This is a genomic window from Herbiconiux solani NBRC 106740, assembly GCF_001571005.1.
GTDB classification, from domain to species: domain Bacteria; phylum Actinomycetota; class Actinomycetes; order Actinomycetales; family Microbacteriaceae; genus Herbiconiux; species Herbiconiux solani.
The window spans coordinates 378,773-396,228 of the sequence record NZ_BCST01000001.1 but is presented as its reverse complement, the minus strand read 5'-3'; the positions used below and the strand labels follow the sequence as shown (position 1 = coordinate 396,228).

22 protein-coding genes are annotated in these 17,456 nt (G+C 71.3%); 11 read left to right on the top strand and 11 right to left on the bottom strand.

What is annotated here, in order from left to right; all coding sequences use genetic code 11:
• Nucleotides 1-39 precede the first annotated feature (39 nt).
• Both HSO01S_RS01915 and HSO01S_RS01910 read right to left on the bottom strand, forming a co-directional pair.
• Nucleotides 40-879: a class I SAM-dependent methyltransferase gene (locus HSO01S_RS01915; protein WP_066038872.1), complete on the bottom strand. Its 840-nt coding sequence runs from the start codon at nucleotides 877-879 to the stop codon at nucleotides 40-42.
• A 29-nt stretch (nucleotides 880-908) separates the two neighbouring features.
• Nucleotides 909-1,703: a class I SAM-dependent methyltransferase gene (locus HSO01S_RS01910; protein ID WP_066038871.1), complete on the bottom strand. Its 795-nt coding sequence runs from the start codon at nucleotides 1,701-1,703 to the stop codon at nucleotides 909-911.
• A gap of 113 nt (nucleotides 1,704-1,816) precedes the next feature.
• On the opposite strand from HSO01S_RS01910, the gene HSO01S_RS01905 reads away from it, so the two are divergent.
• The gene (locus HSO01S_RS01905; RefSeq protein WP_084361207.1) at nucleotides 1,817-2,458 is read left to right on the top strand and encodes an SRPBCC family protein; all 642 of its coding nucleotides are present in this window, start codon (nucleotides 1,817-1,819) and stop codon (nucleotides 2,456-2,458) included.
• The gene (locus HSO01S_RS01900; RefSeq protein ID WP_066038870.1) at nucleotides 2,455-3,123 is read left to right on the top strand and encodes a DUF4166 domain-containing protein; all 669 of its coding nucleotides are present in this window, start codon (nucleotides 2,455-2,457) and stop codon (nucleotides 3,121-3,123) included. Before HSO01S_RS01905 ends, HSO01S_RS01900 begins: the two co-directional genes overlap by 4 nt.
• Before the next feature lie 43 nt (nucleotides 3,124-3,166).
• Here HSO01S_RS01900 and HSO01S_RS18555 read toward each other — a convergent pair whose 3' ends face one another.
• A complete protein-coding gene (locus tag HSO01S_RS18555) occupies nucleotides 3,167-4,027 on the bottom strand; it encodes a TroA family protein (protein WP_066038869.1) in 861 nt (286 codons plus the stop codon).
• 158 nt (nucleotides 4,028-4,185) lie between these two features.
• Nucleotides 4,186-5,514 carry an MFS transporter gene (locus HSO01S_RS01890; protein WP_066038868.1) on the bottom strand — a complete coding sequence of 443 codons (1,329 nt, stop codon included), beginning with the start codon at nucleotides 5,512-5,514 and terminating at the stop codon, nucleotides 4,186-4,188.
• A gap of 81 nt (nucleotides 5,515-5,595) precedes the next feature.
• Here HSO01S_RS01890 and HSO01S_RS01885 point away from each other — a divergent pair, with 81 nt between their 5' ends.
• The 4 genes from HSO01S_RS01885 to HSO01S_RS01870 all read left to right on the top strand — a co-directional run bounded on the left by HSO01S_RS01885 (nucleotide 5,596) and on the right by HSO01S_RS01870 (nucleotide 8,126).
• Entirely contained in the window at nucleotides 5,596-6,501 is a 906-nt protein-coding gene (locus HSO01S_RS01885; protein ID WP_066038867.1) for a LysR family transcriptional regulator, read from the top strand.
• 123 nt (nucleotides 6,502-6,624) lie between these two features.
• Entirely contained in the window at nucleotides 6,625-6,978 is a 354-nt protein-coding gene (locus HSO01S_RS01880) for a hypothetical protein (protein WP_066038866.1), read from the top strand.
• Nucleotides 6,979-7,005: 27 nt separating this feature from the next.
• Nucleotides 7,006-7,590, top strand: a complete 585-nt coding sequence (locus HSO01S_RS01875; RefSeq protein ID WP_066038865.1) for a GNAT family N-acetyltransferase — start codon at nucleotides 7,006-7,008, stop codon at nucleotides 7,588-7,590.
• The gene (locus HSO01S_RS01870) at nucleotides 7,587-8,126 is read left to right on the top strand and encodes a DUF5684 domain-containing protein (RefSeq protein ID WP_066038864.1); all 540 of its coding nucleotides are present in this window, start codon (nucleotides 7,587-7,589) and stop codon (nucleotides 8,124-8,126) included. Before HSO01S_RS01875 ends, HSO01S_RS01870 begins: the two co-directional genes overlap by 4 nt.
• A 25-nt stretch (nucleotides 8,127-8,151) precedes the next feature.
• Here the strand turns inward: HSO01S_RS01870 and HSO01S_RS01865 are convergent, their stop codons facing one another.
• A complete protein-coding gene (locus HSO01S_RS01865; RefSeq protein ID WP_066038863.1) occupies nucleotides 8,152-8,793 on the bottom strand; it encodes an HAD-IA family hydrolase in 642 nt (213 codons plus the stop codon).
• Nucleotides 8,794-8,938: 145 nt separating this feature from the next.
• Here HSO01S_RS01865 and HSO01S_RS01860 point away from each other — a divergent pair, with 145 nt between their 5' ends.
• The 5 genes from HSO01S_RS01860 to HSO01S_RS01840 are packed head-to-tail and all read left to right on the top strand — an operon-like array spanning nucleotide 8,939 to nucleotide 13,176.
• Complete coding sequence (locus HSO01S_RS01860) at nucleotides 8,939-9,796, top strand: MetQ/NlpA family ABC transporter substrate-binding protein (protein ID WP_066038862.1); 858 nt, start codon at nucleotides 8,939-8,941, stop codon at nucleotides 9,794-9,796.
• Nucleotides 9,793-10,857 carry a methionine ABC transporter ATP-binding protein gene (locus tag HSO01S_RS01855; protein ID WP_218003755.1) on the top strand — a complete coding sequence of 355 codons (1,065 nt, stop codon included), beginning with the start codon at nucleotides 9,793-9,795 and terminating at the stop codon, nucleotides 10,855-10,857. The genes HSO01S_RS01860 and HSO01S_RS01855 overlap by 4 nt, the downstream gene beginning before the upstream one ends.
• Nucleotides 10,854-11,531 carry a methionine ABC transporter permease gene (locus HSO01S_RS01850; RefSeq protein WP_066038861.1) on the top strand — a complete coding sequence of 226 codons (678 nt, stop codon included), beginning with the start codon at nucleotides 10,854-10,856 and terminating at the stop codon, nucleotides 11,529-11,531. The genes HSO01S_RS01855 and HSO01S_RS01850 overlap by 4 nt, the downstream gene beginning before the upstream one ends.
• 2 nt (nucleotides 11,532-11,533) lie before the next feature.
• Entirely contained in the window at nucleotides 11,534-12,703 is a 1,170-nt protein-coding gene (locus HSO01S_RS01845) for a pyridoxal phosphate-dependent aminotransferase (RefSeq protein WP_066038860.1), read from the top strand.
• Entirely contained in the window at nucleotides 12,703-13,176 is a 474-nt protein-coding gene (locus HSO01S_RS01840; protein ID WP_066038859.1) for an S-ribosylhomocysteine lyase, read from the top strand. The genes HSO01S_RS01845 and HSO01S_RS01840 overlap by 1 nt, the downstream gene beginning before the upstream one ends.
• Nucleotides 13,177-13,249: 73 nt before the next feature.
• Here the strand turns inward: HSO01S_RS01840 and HSO01S_RS01835 are convergent, their stop codons facing one another.
• The 6 genes from HSO01S_RS01835 to HSO01S_RS01815 form a co-directional block, all read right to left on the bottom strand.
• Nucleotides 13,250-14,638 carry an APC family permease gene (locus tag HSO01S_RS01835; protein WP_066038858.1) on the bottom strand — a complete coding sequence of 463 codons (1,389 nt, stop codon included), beginning with the start codon at nucleotides 14,636-14,638 and terminating at the stop codon, nucleotides 13,250-13,252.
• A 155-nt stretch (nucleotides 14,639-14,793) separates the two neighbouring features.
• Nucleotides 14,794-15,165, bottom strand: a complete 372-nt coding sequence (locus HSO01S_RS01830; protein ID WP_245635848.1) for a fluoride efflux transporter FluC — start codon at nucleotides 15,163-15,165, stop codon at nucleotides 14,794-14,796.
• Nucleotides 15,162-15,695 carry a fluoride efflux transporter FluC gene (locus HSO01S_RS01825; protein WP_066038857.1) on the bottom strand — a complete coding sequence of 178 codons (534 nt, stop codon included), beginning with the start codon at nucleotides 15,693-15,695 and terminating at the stop codon, nucleotides 15,162-15,164. Before HSO01S_RS01825 ends, HSO01S_RS01830 begins: the two co-directional genes overlap by 4 nt.
• A 118-nt stretch (nucleotides 15,696-15,813) precedes the next feature.
• Complete coding sequence (locus HSO01S_RS01820) at nucleotides 15,814-16,479, bottom strand: hypothetical protein (protein WP_084361206.1); 666 nt, start codon at nucleotides 16,477-16,479, stop codon at nucleotides 15,814-15,816.
• Nucleotides 16,480-16,504: 25 nt separating this feature from the next.
• Nucleotides 16,505-16,672: a hypothetical protein gene (locus HSO01S_RS18945; protein WP_169799913.1), complete on the bottom strand. Its 168-nt coding sequence runs from the start codon at nucleotides 16,670-16,672 to the stop codon at nucleotides 16,505-16,507.
• Nucleotides 16,673-16,742: 70 nt separating this feature from the next.
• Nucleotides 16,743-17,393, bottom strand: a complete 651-nt coding sequence (locus HSO01S_RS01815; RefSeq protein WP_066038856.1) for a DUF1345 domain-containing protein — start codon at nucleotides 17,391-17,393, stop codon at nucleotides 16,743-16,745.
• Nucleotides 17,394-17,456 lie beyond the last annotated feature (63 nt).

Below are 17,456 nucleotides of genomic sequence, written 5' to 3'. Positions count from 1 at the left end.
CCCGCAGGAGCGTCTCCCGCAGCGCGTCTCCGCGGGCGTCTACCGCAGGGGCTTCTCGGCCTGCAGGGTGAACGAGAGCGGCGCGACGCCGGCCCGCTCGGCGAGGGCGAACTCGCCGTCCGGCCGCTCGGTCATCTGCCCGGGGAGCGCCTCCCAGGGCACGCTGTCGTGCTCGACGAGCATGGTCAGCACGAGGCCGCGATCGAGCAGTGCCGTGACGATCTCGCCGAGACCGTGGTTCCACTCGTAGGTCTTCGTGGCGGTCAGCGGCCGGCCCGTGGCGACGTAGGAGGAGGCGTCGTCCCACGACAGGGGTGTCTCCTGCTCGAAGTACGGGTGGCGGAGGTGCAGGTCGTCGTCGAGCGTCTCGTCCATGGTCCAGAGGATCGGATGCCCCTCCCGCAGGAAGAGGCGGCCGCCGGGCTTCAGCAGGGCGGCCACGACGCCGGCCCAGCGCTCGATGCTCGGGAGCCAGCAGAGCGCTCCAATGCCGGTGTAGACGAGATCGAATCCGCCGGTGCCGAGCACGGTGGTCGCGCCGTCGACGTCGGAGACCACGAAGTCGACCGAACCCGCGTCTCCGCTCTCGGCGACGAGCGCCCTGGCCTCGGCGACGGCTACGGAAGAGAAGTCGAGGCCCGTGACGCGGGCGCCGAGCCGGCCGAGCGACAGGGTGTCGGTGCCGATGTGGCACTGCAGGTGCACGGCGCGGACCCCCCGGATGTCGCCCAGCCGCTCGCGGTCGAAGGCCACGACGTCCGAGATGCGGTCGCGGTCGGCGACGTAGCGCTCGACCCGGTAGCCGAGGCCGTCGCGCGCGGCGTGGGCGGCCGCCCGGTCGTCCCAGTTCGCGCGGTTGGCCGCGAGGTGCTCGTCCATGCTCGCCAGGATAGCGGCGCCGGTCGGTTTCAGGCGGCGGGGAAGCCCGGGGTGGGGAGACGCTGCATGAGCAGCACCGCGTCGTCGATCACGGCCTCCTGACCGTCGGGCCCGACGGCGTCGCGCGGACGGTTCTCGCTCACCAGCACGCGCCACTCCGCGGGCGGAAGGGCCAGAGCAGCCGCGACCTCGTCGGCCGAGGGGAGGTCGGCGTGGTCCGCGTGCTCGTGCTCGGGAGCGTGACCGTGGCCGCCTTCGTGGTCGTGACCGGCCTCGGGCTCAGCGCCTTCGCCATCGCCCGGAGCGCCGTCGTCGTCGCGGTGCATCGCCGACCACGGCGGGAAGGCCGCGTGCCCGACGACCAGCAGGTGCCCGCCGGGAGCCACTGCGTCGGCGGCGCGCCGGAGCACGGCGTCGCGCGGGAACTCGACCGGCGAGTGCAGGAAGCAGGCCGAGACCAGGTCGTACTGCGCATCCGGGACCCAGTCGACGAGGTCCGCCTGGCGCCAGTGGATGCGCTCGGCCAGCGTGCCCTCGTCGAGCCCGCGGTCGCGTTCCTGCTCCCGGGTGTGCTCGACAGCCCGTGCCAGGGCGGTGGAGGAGATCTCGAGTCCGTCGACGCGCCAGCCGAGGCCGGCCAGCCAGAGGGCGTCGCCGCCCTCGCCGCTGCCTAGATCGAGTGCGTGGCCGGGAGCCAGGTCACCCGCGATGTCGACCAGAGCCTTGTTGGCCTTGCCGCTCCACACGCGGGAGCGCTGCTGGTAGAGCTCCTCCCAGAACTCGGTCGGGTCCTGGTCCGGGCCGGAGGGCATGTGCGCGTTCATGGCCTCAGCCTGCCGCCGCGTCGCCTCCCGCGCAAACCCGCTTGCCGGTTCAGCACAGACGCGAGCGTCCGCCCGTCCCCGCAGGACAGCATCCACGCCGATAGGGTCGGGTCATGAGCTCCCGCCGCGGCCGCGCGATCTACGTGGCGATCGAGATCGCCGCCCCGGTCGAGCGTGTCTGGGAGCTCACGCAGGACCCGGCGCAGCACACGCGGTGGGATCTCCGCTTCAGCCGCATCGTCCCCGAGGCCCCGGTGGAGGACGTCCCTGAACGGCCCGCCGGCCGCCCCACCCGCTTCCGCTACGAGCGCCGTCTCCCGGGTCACACGATCGCCGGCACGGGAATCTCCCTCGGCGACCGCTCGGCGGCCGACGGCACGCGCACCTCGGCCTTGCGCTTCACCACCCGTGACCGGCTCTCGCCGCTCCGCGACGGGCGCGGCTACTGGAGGTACCGGCCGACGGCCCGCGGCACGCTCTTCGTGACCGGATTCGACTACGTCCCGGGCTGGGGCGGGCTGCTCGACCGTCTCGTCGTCAGGCCTCTCGTCGGCCGCATGACGGCGTGGAGCTTCGACCGGCTGCGCATCTGGGCCGAGAGCGAGGTGGCGCCCGAGCGCTGGCCGATGGCATCGGCCGTCCGATTCTGGCGCGCCGACCGTCCCCGCGCGAGCCGCTGCCTCCGTACCCCGCCCGGCCGCGCCGACGCGATGCGCGGGGCGCCGGCGTCGCTCGCAGCCCTGGAGGCCCCATGACCTCGATCTTCCAGCGGGCGATGGGGGAGGAGTTCGGCCGACTGCACCCGCAGCTGCAGCGCCGGTTCGGCGTGGGGCTCGATGCCGGGTACGCCTGCATCGGCCGCGGCACGATGTCGCGCATCCGCCGTGGCCCCTGGTGGACGGTGCCGTTCCTGCAGATCGGGCGGCTCCGCAACATCCTCGTCGCCGACGTGGGCCAGGACGTGCCCTTCGTGATCGAGAACTACCCGTATCGCGACCCGTACGGGCGCGAGACGGTCACGTTCGTGCGCACGTACTCCGTGCGCCGTCGGCCCAGCCGCTTCGACGCGACGATGATCCTCGACGGGGCGAAGGTGCTCGACTACCTCGGCACCCACCAGCACCTCGCCGTCGACCTCGAGCTCGAGGCGGCTGGCGACGGCTCGCTCCTCCTGCGCTCGGGCGCCCAGCGGTTCTACGAGGGGCCGGTCGCCTTCCGGTTCCCGCTGCTGTTCAGCGGACGGGCGACCCTCCGCGAGTCCTTCGACGACGAGGCCGGGGTCTTTCGCATCTCGATGGAGGTGCACAACCGGGTCTTCGGCTTCTTGTTCGGGTACGAAGGGACGTTCACCTGCGAGTTCGTGCCCGCGACGGATGCGCCGGATCGGCTTCGGCCGCGTCGGCACGAGCGGCGGCGCTGAGCCCGGTCGCGCGAGGCGGGGGTCAGCGCTCAGGGCGCAGCGTTCAGCCGAGGTCGAGGGCGGTTCGGATGCGGTCGCGCTGGGCGGCGAGGGCCGGGAACTCCGCGAAGAACGCGACCTTCTGCGAGGACTCCTCCTGGCCGCTGGGGTCGCGGAGGCTCACACCCGGCTGGTCGGAGAGTACGTACTCGGCCCAGCTCTCCGCGAGATCCTCGACCGGGTTGGTGGCCGCGTACCGCGTGACGAACGTGTCGTACGACCCGTGGTCGAGGAAGAAGCTCTCCACCTCGTCGTCGTCCTCACCTTCGTTCGCGGGCACGGAGTCGCCGTAGGGAGCCCAGAAGCGCTTCTGGAACTCGGCCACCGCGGTGTCGGCACCGGGGCAGCCCTCGACCATCTCGAAGGTCGGGCAGGCGCCGGATAGTACCGGCACCTGGTCGTCCGAGAGGGTGAGGATGTGGCCGAACTCGTGCACCAGGGTGTGCACCAGCTCGTCGCGGTCGTCGATGAAGGCGGCGTTCACGTCGGCGTGCCAGAACGCCGTGCGCTTCTCGTCGCGCCAGACCGAGGCGAGCGACGAGGAGTCGGGGTCGGAGTAGACGGCGAAGCTCCGGATGCGTGCGGCATCCGGACCCATGATCGTGCTGAACCGGCCCCAGAGCTCTTCGGCGACGGCGTCGGGCTCGGCGCCGTCCGAGGCCGAGCCGAGTGCGCCGTCCCGGATCGTGTAGGTCAGCGCTTCGTCGGCCGTGCGGATGTCCGTGTCCCGGCCGCCGTGCTGCGAGGTGCCCGAGGCGAAGTCCTCGGCCGAGTCGACGACGCTCACCGCGGCGAAGAGCGCGCCCGCGAGCACGAGGATGCCGGCCAGCACGGCGCCGAGGATCACGAACGGGCTGCGCACCATGCTCGAACTGTAGCGGAAGGCCGAAGGCGAAGACCGAAGGCCGAAGGCCCTCGATCCGTCAGTTGTCGTCGCTATCCGGGTGCTTTAGCGACAACAAGTGACGGATCGAGGGCCTTCGGCGGGTGCCTTCGGGGAGGGCCTTGGGCGGCGGGGTGGGGCTAGCGGGCGGTGGTGCGGATCATCGCGGGGCCCGCCCAGAGGATGAGCGCGAGCACCAGCACGACGAAGCCGAGGAACACCGGCACGATCGGCAGGGCGAGCAGTGCCGCCCCGACCAGGAGCGGCGGAACCGTCATGCCGGCGAAGGCGAGGAGGAAGATCCCGGCCGTGATCTCGCTGCGGTTGCCGTCGGTCGAGAGCGATCCGGCGGTGGCGAGCGCGCCTCGGAAGACCAGGCCCACACCCGCGCCGGCGACGATGCCGCCCACGACGAACACGGCGGCCGAGCTCGTCAGGTCGGCGACGCCGAGGCCCACGAGGCCCACGATCATCGCGACCACACCGAGCACGAGCTGCGGCCGCGTCGCCAGGCGGGCGAAGACCACCTGGGAGAGCGCGGCGGCGCCGAAGACCGAGAAGGCCACCAGTCCGGCGACGAAGTGGTCGGTCTCGTGCAGGATCTGGGCGAGGAAGGTCGGGGCGACCGAGCCGAACAGGCCGGTGATCGCGAAGGCGGCGAAAGCGCCGATCCCGGCGGCCCAGTAGGTGCGGAGGCTCTGCTTGGGAACACGGACGCGCTGCGGGCGGTACGCCGCGTGCGGCGCGTCGCGGTCGACCGTCTCGGGTACGAAGGCGTAGGCGAAGCCGATCGCGACGAAGGCGCCGAGGAACACGACGTAAGGGAGCACGAGGGGTGAGGGCGCCCACGCGGCGAACGCGCCGCCGATCAGCGGGCCGAGCGCGAGTCCGCCCATGTTGGCCACGCCCGCGATCGTCGCGGCGAACCCGAGCGAGGCGCCCGGGTGGGCGATCCGGCGGAGGTCGGACAGGTGCGCGGTGGCGGTGGCGGTCAGGATGCCGATGCCGAGCCCGGCGATGAAGCGCGCGACCACGAGACCGGCGGGGGAGGGCCAGGCCAGGAACAGCACGGCGGCGAGGGTCTCGATCACGACCGCGGCGAGGATGACGCGGCGGCGGCCGAGCCGGTCGCTGAGGTGGCCGGCGAGGTAGAGCGCGACCATGACGCCGATCGAGTAGGCGGCGAAGACCACCGTGATCATGACGGTGGGGAAGCCGTCGCGCTGCTGGTAGAGCGCGTAGAGCGGAGTGGGCACGGTGTTGAAGGCCATCATCACCAGGAAGGCGATCGCGGTGACCCAGAAGCCGGCGCGGTGCGGGAGCGCGAGGAGCCGGCTGCGGCCGGGACGGGGAGCGGGAGCGGTGGGGAGCGGAGCGGAGGTGCGCGCCGGTGCGGGGGTGCGGAGCGAGGCGGGCCGGATCTCGGCGGAGCGCTCGGTGCCCCGCTGCACGGGGAGGGAAGTCGTCATGCTTCGATGATGCTCCGACCGAATCATCGAGTCCAACGAATTATTCTGCTGAGTCTCATCGCTTTCATCTATGATCGACGGATGGAGACCCGCCTGCTCGAATACTTCGTGACCGTCGCCGACGAGCTCAACGTCACCCGGGCATCCGAGCGCCTGTTCGTGGCCCAGTCGACGGTGTCGGCGGGCCTTCGGAGCCTGGAGCGCGAGCTCGGCGTCGCCCTGTTCGAACGGACGACCAAGACCGTGCGGCTGCTGCCGCCGGGAGAGGCCCTGCTGCCCGTCGCGCGGGGACTGCTCGACGATCTCGAAGGGCTCCGGCAGGTGGCGACCGAGTCCGGCGCCGGGCTCCGCGGCCGCGTGCGGATCGGCACCTTCGCCTCGCTGCAGGTGTTCGACCTGCCGGCGGCGCTCGGGGCGTTCCGGCGCCGGCATCCGCTCGTCGACCTGCAGCTGCAGGCCTCGCCGTCCGGATCGACCGGGCTCGCCGAGGAGCTCTCGCACGGACGGCTCGACCTGGCGTTCTCGGCCCTGCCCACGCTGCCCGGGTTGCAGTCCTGGCCCCTGGCCAGCCGCGAGTTCGTGGCGCTGCTGCCGGCCGAGCATCCACTCGCCGGCCGTGCCCGAGCCGGCGGCCGGGTCGCCCTCGCCGAGCTCGCGGGCGACGACTGGGTCGACGTGCTCCCGGGCTTCGGCAACCGGGTGCAGCTGGACCGCGCCCTCACCGAACGCGGCATCGTGCGGCACATCTCGGCCGAGGTCGCCGAGCTGCCGAGCGTGGCCCAGTGCGTGGCCGCGGGCCTCGGGGTTGCGGTCGTGCCGGATCTGAGGCCCCTCGGGGACGACCGTGGCGGGGTCACGGGATGCGTGACCGTCGGCCTCAGCGATCCGTTGCCGCCGTGGGTGGTGTCGCTGGCCGCGCGCCCGGGGGCGGTCAACCGCCCGCAGATCATGGCGTTGGTCGAGGAGTTGCGGGCCGCGGCGGTCTGACGCGGAGGCGGTCGACTGATTCCACGGATGGCTCCGACGAATGTCGCTTGCCGCGACTGCGTCGCCGTGATGGGCTTGTAGGACGAGCGCCCGCACGGGCGCCGAGACGAGGAGCGTGATCGCGTGAGCGACCCGAGAGACCCTGACAGCACCCTGGGCGATGCCGGCGACGAGCCGTTCTTCGACCGCATCGAGGCCGCCGACGAGGCCGACGAGCTGGTGACCAACGACGCCGTCGCAGGCGAGACGGTCGACCCCGGGCTCGGCGAGGGCAACGACGGCCCGACCGGCGGCTCGCCGAAGGAGGGCCAGCCCGACTGGTCGAACGAGGCTCCTGGCCAGGCCTGGCCGGACGAGTCGCAGCCGTTCGGCGACCGCACCCCCGACGACCTGCGGGGCGACGACCCCGAGAGCGCGCCCGGTTCCGGTGCCGGCGACGGCCCGGACGGCGGCGACTGGACCGAGCAGACGGTCTGACCCGCGGTCTGATTTGACGGGCCGACCATGATCGAGGTGCGTCCGGCGACGGTGTTCGACGACGTCGCGACCATGGTCGGCCCGAAACGGCCCGACGCCGACGTGTGCTGGTGCCTGAGCTATCGGCTCCCGTCCAAGGAGAACCTGGCGCTGCGGAAGACCGCGCGGGGGGATCGGATGCGGGAACTGGTCCACGATGAGCTCCCGCCGGGCGTGCTGGCCTACGACGGCGACGAGGTGGTCGGCTGGGCGGCGGTCCATCCGCGCTCCGACACGTCCTTCGCCCGCAACCGTCGCATCCCGCGGCTCGACGACCTCGAGGTCTGGTCGGTCTGGTGTCTCCGGGTGAGGCCCGGACACCGGGGGCAGGGCATCTCGCATCTGCTGCTCGACGGAGCGGTCGCGTTCGCGCGGGCGCACGGTGCGCCTGCGGTCGAGGGCTATCCGGTCGAGAACGGAACGGCGAAGGTCGATCTCACGATGGCCTACGTGGGCACCCGTGCGCTGTTCGAGCGCGCCGGCTTCCACAAGGCCTCCGAGACGACCTCCGTGCTGAACGGGTTCCCCCGCGTCGTGATGCGGGCCGGGGGCACCGCTACGCTGACCGCATGACAGCGATTCTCGCCGCCGCGTCCGACAGCGCCTCGTCCGAGGCGGCGCTCGCGATCTTCGTGACGGTGATGGTGGTCGTCTACGGGCTGACCCTCCTGCTGGTCATCGCGACCTGGGTGGTCATGGCCTTCGCGCTGATGGCCCTGTTCCGCAAGGTGGGCGTCAAGCCCTGGGTCGCCTGGGTGCCGTACTACCGCACCTGGGTCTGGCTCCAGCTGGGCGGGCAACCGGGCTGGATCGCCCTGGCGCCGCTCGTGGGCCTCGGGATCGCGACGACGGTGTTCCTGATCATCGCCATCCAGCGCATCAGCGTGGCCTTCCGGCGCGACACCGGGTTCGTGGTGCTCGGCGTCTTCCTCCCGTTCGCGTGGGCGTTCATCCTGGGCGGCCGGGACTCGGTCTACGAGCCGGGACTGCTCGCGTGGCGCGGCTACCCGCCGCCACTCGTCGGGTACGGCTCGGTCGTGCCGAACGCCGCCACCGAGCCCTTCGCGGCTCCGACGACGCCTTCGGCGCCCGGCCCCGGCGCGTTCTGACGCCGGGACGGCCGGGAGAACCGGCTCAGACCAGGTCGATCTCGAACCCGGCAGGCCCACCCGTCCGGATGCTCGCCGACCGGAAATCGAGGATGCGCGGCAGACCCGCGGTGGCCGGGGAAACGAGCGTGCCCACAACGACCACGCGCATGCCCGCGGCGAGTGCCGACCGGATGCCCGCATCGGCATCCTCGAAGACGACCGCGTCGGCGGGAGCCACCCCGAGCGCCTCGGCGCCCCGCCGGTAGGGCTCGGGATCGGGCTTGCCCGCGGTGACGTCGTCGGCGCTCACCAGCGCCTCGGGTGAGGGGAGTCCGATCGCGGCGAGGCGCGCCTCGGCCAGGTCGCGCGGAGCGGACGTGACGAGCCCCCAGCGGGGAACAGCCAGGGCGAAGTCGCGAGCGCCGGGGATCTCGACGATGCCCTCGACCAGTCCGAGCTCGACGTCGTTGAGTGCCGCGACCTCGGCCGCGACATCGGTGCCCTCAGGAGCCCAGCGCGTCACGGTCTCCGACGCGGTGCGCCCGTGGGAGGTCGCCAGGAGGGCGGCCGCGTCGACCGAGTGGCGATCGGCGAAGCGGCCCCAGACGTGCTCGACCACGGCGGTCGAGTCGACCAGGGTGCCGTCCATGTCGAACAGCACGGCGAGGGCGGGGAGAGTGGTCATCGCTCGATTCTCCCGCATCCGTCCGATCCGTCTCTGTTTCGCTATGTGACTCGCCGCCGTGCCCACTCGTCGGCGTCTCTATAACCTGAGACCCGCGGCGCCTGGAGCGCGCCGTCCGCAGGACATCACAGCAGAAGAGGCCCCCATGAAACTCCTCCGTATCGCACTGGCCGGCGCCGCGAGCGCCGCACTCCTGGTCGGGACCGCGGCGTGCAGCAGCGGCTCGGGGAGCGCCGACGCGTCCGGCACGGACGGCACGGCGGCGGCCAAGACCGCCATCACGGTCGGATTCAACCCCGGCCCGTACAAGGAGATGTTCGACGGCGGCATCCGGCCCATCCTCGAGTCAGAGGGCTACACGGTGCAGGACCAGGACTTCACCGACGGGATCGTCGTCAACGTCGCGGTCGCCGATGGCGAGATCGACGCGAACATCATCCAGCACCCCGTCTACATGAACTTCGTCAACGCCCAGGAGGGCATCTCGAACGCCGCCCTGGTGCAGGTGCCGACCCCGCGGATGGGGCTGTTCGGCGGAAAGTCGGACTCGCTCGAGAACATCAAGGACGGCGCGACCGTCACGGTGCCCAACTCCCCGTCCAACCTGTACCGCGGCCTGCTGATCCTCCGCGACGCGGGCCTCGTCGACTTCGACGACGTGGCCGACCCCAACACGGCGAGCCTGTCGATCATCACCTCGAACCCGCACAACCTCGCCATCACACCGATCGAGAACGCGCAGCAGGTCCCCGCCCTGCAGGATGTGGACTTCGCCACCATCCAGGGCAACTTCATCATCGCGGGCGGCCTGAACTACGACGACGCCCTCGCCGTGGAGGACCAGCCCGTCGACTTCTCGAACGTGGTCACGGTGCGGTCGGAGGACGTCGATTCGGAGTGGGCGCAGGCCATCAAGGCGGCCTACCAGTCGACGGAGTTCATCGACTACATCAAGGCCGACCCGCAGTACTCCGGCTACAACCTCCCCGACTGGTTCGAGTGAGCGCTCGAACAGGTGCGACCCCCGGTGACCGCACCGAGGGGCGGATCGTCTTCGATCAGGTGACCAAGACCTTCCCTCGGCAGGGGAAGCGCGACGAGCCGACGAGCGCCCTCCGGGGCGTGAGTCTGGACGTCGCACCGGGCACGATCTTCGGGGTGATCGGGTACAGCGGCGCCGGCAAGTCGACCCTGATCAGGATGGTCAACGGCATCGAGCGGCCGACCGCCGGGCACGTGGTCGTGGACGGCGTGGATGTCGGAGCTCTCCGAGGCTCCGCCCTCCGCACCGCGCAGAAGCGCACCGGCATGATCTTCCAGCAGTTCAACCTGCTCGAGACCGTCCGGGTGCGCGACAACGTCGCGATGCCCCTGCGCCTGGACGGCGTGGGAGCGCGGACCGCTCGCGCGCGCGCCGAGGAGGTGCTCGACTTCGTCGGTCTCGGCGCCAAGGCGGGCAGCTTCGCCGGAGAGCTCTCCGGTGGTCAGAAGCAGCGCGTCGGGATCGCCCGTGCCCTCGTGCGGAACCCCCGCATCCTGCTTTCGGACGAGGCCACGAGCGCGCTCGACCCGACGACCACGGCGCAGATCATCGACCTGCTCCGCAGCATCAACACCGAGTACGGCACGACGATCCTGGTCGTCACCCACGAGATGGACGTCATCAAGGATCTCGCGCACGAGGTGGCCGTGATGGCCGACGGCGAGATCGTCGAGCAGGGCACGGTGCTCGACACCTTCCTGCACCCGCGCTCGCCCGTGACCCGCGACTTCGTCACCACCGTGGTTCCCCAGGGGCTGCCCGACCGGGTGGTCGAGCACCTGGGCGGCGACGGACTCTGGCGGCTCCTCCTGGTCGACGACGAGGTGACGCAGCCCCTGCTGTCGGGCCTGATCACGGAGATCGGGGTGTCGGTGAACATGCTGCACGCCGACATGACCGAGATCCAGGACCACACGGTCGGCCAGATGATCATCAAGGTGACCGGACCCGAGGAGCGGGTCGCGGCCGCGCGCGCCTACCTCGAGCAGCGGGTCGTGCACGTCGAGGAGGTGGCCCGATGATCACCGCGACGACTCCGCCCTGGACCCTGATCACGCCCGAGCTCTTCCTGAAGGCGCTCGGCGAGACCCTGCAGATGCTCGGCGTCTCGCTCGTGCTGGGCTCGATCCTCGGCGTGCTGATCGGCGCCGTCCTCGCCCTCACCCGGGCCGGGGGAGTGCTGGAGAACCGGCCCATCAGCCTCGGCCTCGCCGTCGTGGTCAACCTGATCCGCTCGCTGCCGTTCATCATCCTGCTCGTCGCCATCCTTCCGTTCACCCGGCTGCTCGTGGGCACGAGCATCGGTGTGTGGGCTGCAATCGTGCCCCTCACCGTGATGATCGCGCCCTACATCGGCCGACTTGTGGAGAACTCGTTGCTCGAGGTGCCCCGTGGAGTAATCGAGGCGGCCCGGGCCATGGGGGCGTCCCCGCTGCAGATCTTCTGGCGCTTCATGCTGCCCGAGGCCCGAGGCTCGCTGATCCTCGCGGTGACGATCGCCTCGGTCGGTCTGCTGGATGCCACGGCGATGGCCGGCACGGTCGGCGCGGGCGGTATCGGCGACCTGGCGCTCTCCTACGGCTACCAGCGGTACGACGGCTTCGCGATGGTGATCACGGTGGTGACCCTGATCGTGCTGGTCCAGGGCATCCAGCTGCTCGGCACGATCGTGGCGCGCCGATTCCGGAGGCGCTGACCGTGGTCGAATTCCAGCCCGCGGCACGCGTCCGCGAGATGCCCCCGAACCACTGGGGGGCGATGGATCGCGAGATCCTCCGTCTCTCGAGCGAGCCGGGGCCGCAGATGATCGACGTCTCCAAGGGAAACCCTGACCTGCCGACGCCCGAGCACATCGTCGCGGCGATGCAGCACGAGGTGGCCGACGCCCAGAACCACCGGTATCCCTCCTACGCCGGCCGCGCGGCCTTCCGCGAGGCCGTGGCCCACCGGTACCGCGAGGATCACGGCGTGACGGTGGATCCGGATGGCGAGGTCGCGGTCTTCCACGGCTCGCACGAGGCCATCATGGCCTCCGTCCTGGCGATGACCGATCCGGGCCAGGCCGTCGTGCTTCCGGATCCGGGGTACCCGATGTATGCCTCGGCCACCGCGCTGGCCGGCGGCCACATCGTGCCGCTGCCGCTGGACGAGCCGCACCATCAGCCCCGGTTCGCCGCCCTCGACGGTCTTGATGAGGCCGCCGTCCTGCTGCTGAACTACCCGAACAACCCGACCGGTGCCCTCGCCCGCCGCAGCACCTTCGAGGGGGCCGGCGAGTTCGCACGACGCACCGGCGCGGTGTTCGTGCACGACTTCGCCTACTCCTCGCTCGGGTTCGACGGCCGGGCGCCGCTCTCGGCCCTCGCCGTAGACCCGGGCCTCGAGGTCACGGTCGAGGCGCAGACGCTCTCGAAGACCTACAGCATGGCCGGCTGGCGGATCGGGTTCGCTGTGGGAAACCCCTCCGTGATCGCTGCGATGAGGCGCTACCAGGCCCAGGCGTTCAGTACGATGTTCGGAGCCTCGCAGGAGGCCGCCGCGGCGGCCCTCGCGGGCGACCAGAGTGCGGCGAGAGCCCTGGTCGACGTCTACCGCCGGCGGCGCGACCTCGTGGTCGAGGGCCTCCGGGCGATCGGCTGGGACGCCGAGTCCCCGGAGGGCACGTTCTTCGTCTGGGTGCGTCTGCCCGGCGAGGAGGATGCCACGGAGTTCGCCGCACGGCTCCGCGAGGAGGCGAGAGTGGCCGTCGCACCGGGTGACGGTTTCGGCCCGCGCGGCCGGGGTCACATCCGGATCGGGCTCGTCAGCGACGAGCAGGCCTTGCACGAGATGATCGAACGCCTCGACGCGTTCACGAGGAGGAACTGATGGCAGAGATCGAGAGCTTCACCCTGGACCACACCGCGGTGCTGGCGCCGTACGTGCGCCGCATCGGGGTCGAGCACGGCCCCGGCGGCGGCACGATCACCAACTTCGACGTGCGGCTCACCCAGCCGAACGTGCAGGAGATCCCGACCGCGGGCATCCACACCCTCGAGCACATGCTCGCCGGTCTGCTGCGCGACCGGATCGACGGTGTGATCGACATCAGCCCGTTCGGCTGCCGCACCGGCTTCCACCTGCTGATGTGGGGCGAGCCCGAGATCCCGGATGTCGCGGCCGCGCTGACCTCGGCCCTGCGGTTCATCGCCGACGAGGCCACCGAGGCCGACATCCCGGGCGTCTCGGCGCTCGAGTGCGGCAACTTCCGCGACCACTCGCTGCACACCGCGCGCGAGTGGGCGAAGGTCGTGCTCGACGCCGGGATCAGCCTCGACGCCTTCGAACGCGTCGGGGTCTGACCGAGGCCCGGGCCTCGGCAGGCCGGCCTTCGGAGCCGGCCTGCCGAGCGCCCGTCCGCGATCCGGTCGACTCCTACCGAGACCGGGTGCCGGCCACGCGCGCGTCGGCCCGCTTCCCCGCCGCCCGGTGGACGACGTACAGGATGATCCCGAGCACGATGAAGCCGCCGCCGAAGGCCCAGACGATCGGCTCCTGCTGGGTCAGCAGCAGGATGCACGAGAGCACTCCCAGCACGGGGATCGGGGTCCAGACCCGGAAGTGCCGGTGCTCGACCTTGTCCTTCCGCAGCACGAGCACTGCCACGTTGGTGCTGATGAAGACGAACAGCAACAGCAGCACCACGGCTGAGGCGAGGGTCTCGAGATCGCCGACCAGGGTCAGCAGCATGGCAATGACGGTCGTCGCGACGATGGCGACCCAGGGGGTGCGCCGGTTCGGCAGCACCCGGCCGAGCACGCGGGGGAGCAGGCCCTGCTCGGCCATCCCGTAGGTGACCCGGCTCGTCATGATCATGGTCAGCAGGGCGCCGTTCGCGACCGCGACGAGCGCGATCAGGCTGAACAGCCAGTCCGGAACCGGGAAGCCGGAAGCACTCACCACGGCGAGCAGCGGGCCGGAGGAGTCGGCGAGCTCCTCGGCGGGCAGCGCGATCGAGGAGGCCAGGCCGACGAGCACGTAGATCACTCCGGCGGTGATCAGGGCGCCGAGCAGCGCGCGCGGGTAGACCCGCGAGGGGTCGGTGATCTCCTCGGCGACGTTCGCCGATGTCTCGAAGCCGACGAAGGAGTAGTACGCGATGATCGCGCCGCCGAGGATGGCGAGGGCCGGCGAGGCACCCTCCGGGAACTGGCCGACGCGCGAGACGTCGCCGCCCCCGCCGCCCAGCATGGCGGCCACGGCGACCACCACGATCACGAGCCCCGAGACCTCGATGATCGTCATCACGACGTTGCTCTTCAGCGACTCGCTGATGCCGCGCGCGTTCAGCGCCGCGACCAGCACGAGGAACACCATCGCGGTCGGGATGGTCGGAACCGGCGCGAAGGTCTGGAGGTACTCGCCGGCGAACGCCAGCGCGAGACCGGCGGCGCTGATCACGCCAGCGGCGAGCATGCTGAAGCCGACCAGGAACGAGATGATGGGCGGCCGGAACGCGCGCTGGGCGAAGATCGCCGCGCCTCCCGCTTTCGGGTACTTGGTGACCAGCTCGGCGTAGGAGCCCGCGGTGAGCAGCGCGAGCAGCAGCGCGACCAGGAGCGGAGCCCAGAGCGCGCCGCCCACCTCGCCGGAGAGCACGCCCATCAGGGCGTAGATGCCCGCGCCGAGCACGTCGCCCAGGATGAAGAGGAACAGCAGCGGGCCGGTGATCTTGCGCTTCAGCTTGGTCTCGGGCGGAGTGCCGTCGCCCTCGTTCGTCGTCGCCGGGCCGGTCTCGTGCTGGGTGTTGCGCGCATCCGTCACCGGCGCCGCCTTCCTGGTTGCGCGCCCCCGACCGGAGCGACGGAGGCGAACCTACGACCGTTCGACGGCCCCGCCCAGGGGGTGGACACTCCTGCTGACCGGGAGTATTGGCCGGCCGGGAGTGGTGGCCGGCGTCTGTCCGCCCGCTGGCCGGATCAGAGCGAGTAGCCGAGCGCGGCGGCACCGATCGAGAGTACGCCCGTGGCCCCCGCGACCAGCACGGCCCGGCCCCAGTGGCGGCGCCGCACGAGATCGGCGGCATCGACGCTCGCGGTGCTGAACGTGGTGTACCCGCCGAGGAATCCGGTGCCCGCGATCGCGAGCCAGGCCGGCCCGACCGAGGCGAAGGCCGCGCTCATCACGAGGCCCAGGAGGAACGAGCCGGAGATGTTGATCAGCGCGGTGCCGATCGGGAACGAGGTCCCCGCCGCGTGCTGGATGTGGCCGCCGACCACGAGCCGCACCACGGCGCCCAGGCCGCCGGCGACCGCCACGGCGATGATCGTGAAGGGCAGGAAGTCGCTCACGGTGCCGCTCCCGGTTCGGAGGCGGATGCGCGTTCCGTGGCGGCGGCCCGTTTGGATGAGGATGCCCGGCGTGCGTTGACGGCGTCGACGAGTGCCCGCCCCGCCACCGCGGCCGCGATCCCGAGCACGATGCTGCCGATGGCATAGAGCGCCGCATCGCCCACCGAGCCGCGCGAGGCCGCCGCGGCGACCCCGACCGAGAACGACCCGTAGGTCGTGAACCCGCCCATGAAACCCGTGCCGACGAGCAGCCGCACGCGGCGCTGGACCGGGGGAGTCCGCTTTCGCACCACGAGCGCGGTGTACAGCACCGAGAGCGCGAACGACCCGGTGATATTGATGGCGAAGGTCGTATAGAGCAGGAACTCCGCCGGAGTGACGAGGTCGAGCGACTCGCGGGTGAGCGTGCCGATCGCTCCGCCCACGAAGACCATCAGGGCCGCCGTCCACGACCGGTGGTCGGGGGTGCGCGAGGCCGGGGTCGGTGCCATCGTGCCGACCGGGGTCCGGGATGCTGCTGCACCGTTCATCCGCGTCCTCCAGTCCGCTCCCTGTCCGGGACTCTAGGGGCCTTCGGACGGGGCGGGCCAGGGACGTCTGTCGAATTTTGCCCGGCCCGTAACTCAGGCCTGGCCGGCGGCGCTGACCCTAGGCTCGCTCGGCGGAGTCGGCGGAGTCGGCGGGGCCGGGTGCCGGTGGGCGCAGGGTCACCCACTCCTCGTCGACCCGGTAGCCCACGGCGGCGTTCGCGCGGAGGCTCGCGGTGTTCTCGGCCGCACCTCCCGTGCGGAACCGCCGATGGCCCTCCGCCGAGAGCGCCAGCACGGAGGCGGCCTTGACGGCGCTGCCGAGCCCGCGCCCGCGGTGGCCGCGCCGGACGACGGTGAAGCCGGTCTCGACGGGCCCGGCGTTCGGGTCTGTCCCGTCGATGTCCAGCACCGTCAGCGCGACGAGCAGGTCGCCCTCGAACGCGCCCCACGCTCGACGGCGCTCCGAGACGATCGGCTCGTCCTCGGCCAGCGGCTCGTGCGCGGTGGCGACGTCTCCGGGATAGTCGTCGGCCGTTGCGCGATCCAGCCCGAGCACGGCCGCCGCATCCGTTGGGCTCGCGGTCAGCTCCCGGATGCGGAGCGCCGGCTGCGCGGTCGCCCGCGCGACCAGATGCGCCAGTCGGTCGCGGTCGAGGTCGCGGGCGTCGAGTTCTGCTGCCCAGGACCGTGCGACCTCGGTCCAGCCGTCCCCTTCGAGCGACCCGTGATCGGCCGAACCGGCGCGCACGACGCGGCGGTCGGATGCCGCGGGATCCGCTGTCACCGGACGGTCAGCTGTCACCGAAAGATCAGGCCTGACGCTTCTTCTTACCGACGTTGCGACGCACGAAGCCGAACACGACGGTGCCGATCAGCAGGATGATGCCGATGATCGCGAGCCAGAGCAGGCCCTGGATGGCGAAGCCGACGACGGCGAGGATCGCCCAGACGACGAGCAGGATGACGATGACGGTCATGGAGGTGTCCTTTCACAGGACGTCGTGTTCGGCGGACGGGTTCCCGGAGGACCCTGTTCGAGCCTAACCGTCAGAAGCCGGAGATCAGGTTCACGACGCTGGCCAGGATGACGGCGCCGAAGAGGTACGACAGCAGCGACTGCCGCAGCACGGTCATCCTGATCGCCGAGGTCGAGATGTTCGTGTCCGAGACCTGGAAGGTCATCCCGAGCGTGAAGGACAGGTAGGCGAAGTCGCCGTAGCGGGGCGCCTCGTCCTGGTTGAAGCTGATGCCGCCCGGCGTGCCCGAGTAGTAGAGCACCGCGTAGCGGAGCGTGTAGAGGGTGTGGATGAGCAGCCAGGACAGCGCGATGCTGAGCACGGCCACGCCGCCGAGCACATCGCGCTCGATGCCCGCCGAGCCGTCCGAGAGCACCAGGATGAAGACCACGACCACCAGGCTCACCGCGCTGGCGAGCAGGAGCAGCACGTCGCTTGTCGTGCGGGTGGGATCCTCGCGGATGGAGCGGCTCTCCGTCGTCTTCGCGTCGAGGCCGCCGATCGCCCGCCAGACCAGCACCAGGTAGACGATGCAGGCGGCCGACCAGCCTGCGATCGCGGCGATCTCCCAGTAGCCGATCGCGGCGATCACGGCGGCCACGACGACACCGACCACGGCCATCGCGACGAAGCGGATGCGGGTGTGCCGGAGTCTCTGCTTCCGGACCGAGGGATCTTCCATTCCCTGATCGTCGCACGGTGGGGGAGGCGGGCCGCACGGCGCGCCCGACCGGATCGCCGGTGC

What these genes read in the sequence shown, in the direction of transcription:
- HSO01S_RS01915 (WP_066038872.1), bottom strand. Translation starts at nt 879, where the DNA reads ATGGACGAGCACCTCGCGGCCAACCGCGCGAACTGGGACGACCGGGCG.
- HSO01S_RS01910 (WP_066038871.1), bottom strand. Translation starts at nt 1,703, where the DNA reads ATGAACGCGCACATGCCCTCCGGCCCGGACCAGGACCCGACCGAGTTC.
- HSO01S_RS01905 (WP_084361207.1), top strand. Translation starts at nt 1,817, where the DNA reads ATGAGCTCCCGCCGCGGCCGCGCGATCTACGTGGCGATCGAGATCGCC.
- HSO01S_RS01900 (WP_066038870.1), top strand. Translation starts at nt 2,455, where the DNA reads ATGACCTCGATCTTCCAGCGGGCGATGGGGGAGGAGTTCGGCCGACTG.
- HSO01S_RS18555 (WP_066038869.1), bottom strand. Translation starts at nt 4,027, where the DNA reads ATGGTGCGCAGCCCGTTCGTGATCCTCGGCGCCGTGCTGGCCGGCATC.
- HSO01S_RS01890 (WP_066038868.1), bottom strand. Translation starts at nt 5,514, where the DNA reads ATGACGACTTCCCTCCCCGTGCAGCGGGGCACCGAGCGCTCCGCCGAG.
- HSO01S_RS01885 (WP_066038867.1), top strand. Translation starts at nt 5,596, where the DNA reads ATGGAGACCCGCCTGCTCGAATACTTCGTGACCGTCGCCGACGAGCTC.
- HSO01S_RS01875 (WP_066038865.1), top strand. Translation starts at nt 7,006, where the DNA reads ATGATCGAGGTGCGTCCGGCGACGGTGTTCGACGACGTCGCGACCATG.
- HSO01S_RS01870 (WP_066038864.1), top strand. Translation starts at nt 7,587, where the DNA reads ATGACAGCGATTCTCGCCGCCGCGTCCGACAGCGCCTCGTCCGAGGCG.
- HSO01S_RS01865 (WP_066038863.1), bottom strand. Translation starts at nt 8,793, where the DNA reads ATGACCACTCTCCCCGCCCTCGCCGTGCTGTTCGACATGGACGGCACC.
- HSO01S_RS01860 (WP_066038862.1), top strand. Translation starts at nt 8,939, where the DNA reads ATGAAACTCCTCCGTATCGCACTGGCCGGCGCCGCGAGCGCCGCACTC.
- HSO01S_RS01850 (WP_066038861.1), top strand. Translation starts at nt 10,854, where the DNA reads ATGATCACCGCGACGACTCCGCCCTGGACCCTGATCACGCCCGAGCTC.
- HSO01S_RS01840 (WP_066038859.1), top strand. Translation starts at nt 12,703, where the DNA reads ATGGCAGAGATCGAGAGCTTCACCCTGGACCACACCGCGGTGCTGGCG.
- HSO01S_RS01825 (WP_066038857.1), bottom strand. Translation starts at nt 15,695, where the DNA reads ATGAACGGTGCAGCAGCATCCCGGACCCCGGTCGGCACGATGGCACCG.
- HSO01S_RS18945 (WP_169799913.1), bottom strand. Translation starts at nt 16,672, where the DNA reads ATGACCGTCATCGTCATCCTGCTCGTCGTCTGGGCGATCCTCGCCGTC.
- HSO01S_RS01815 (WP_066038856.1), bottom strand. Translation starts at nt 17,393, where the DNA reads ATGGAAGATCCCTCGGTCCGGAAGCAGAGACTCCGGCACACCCGCATC.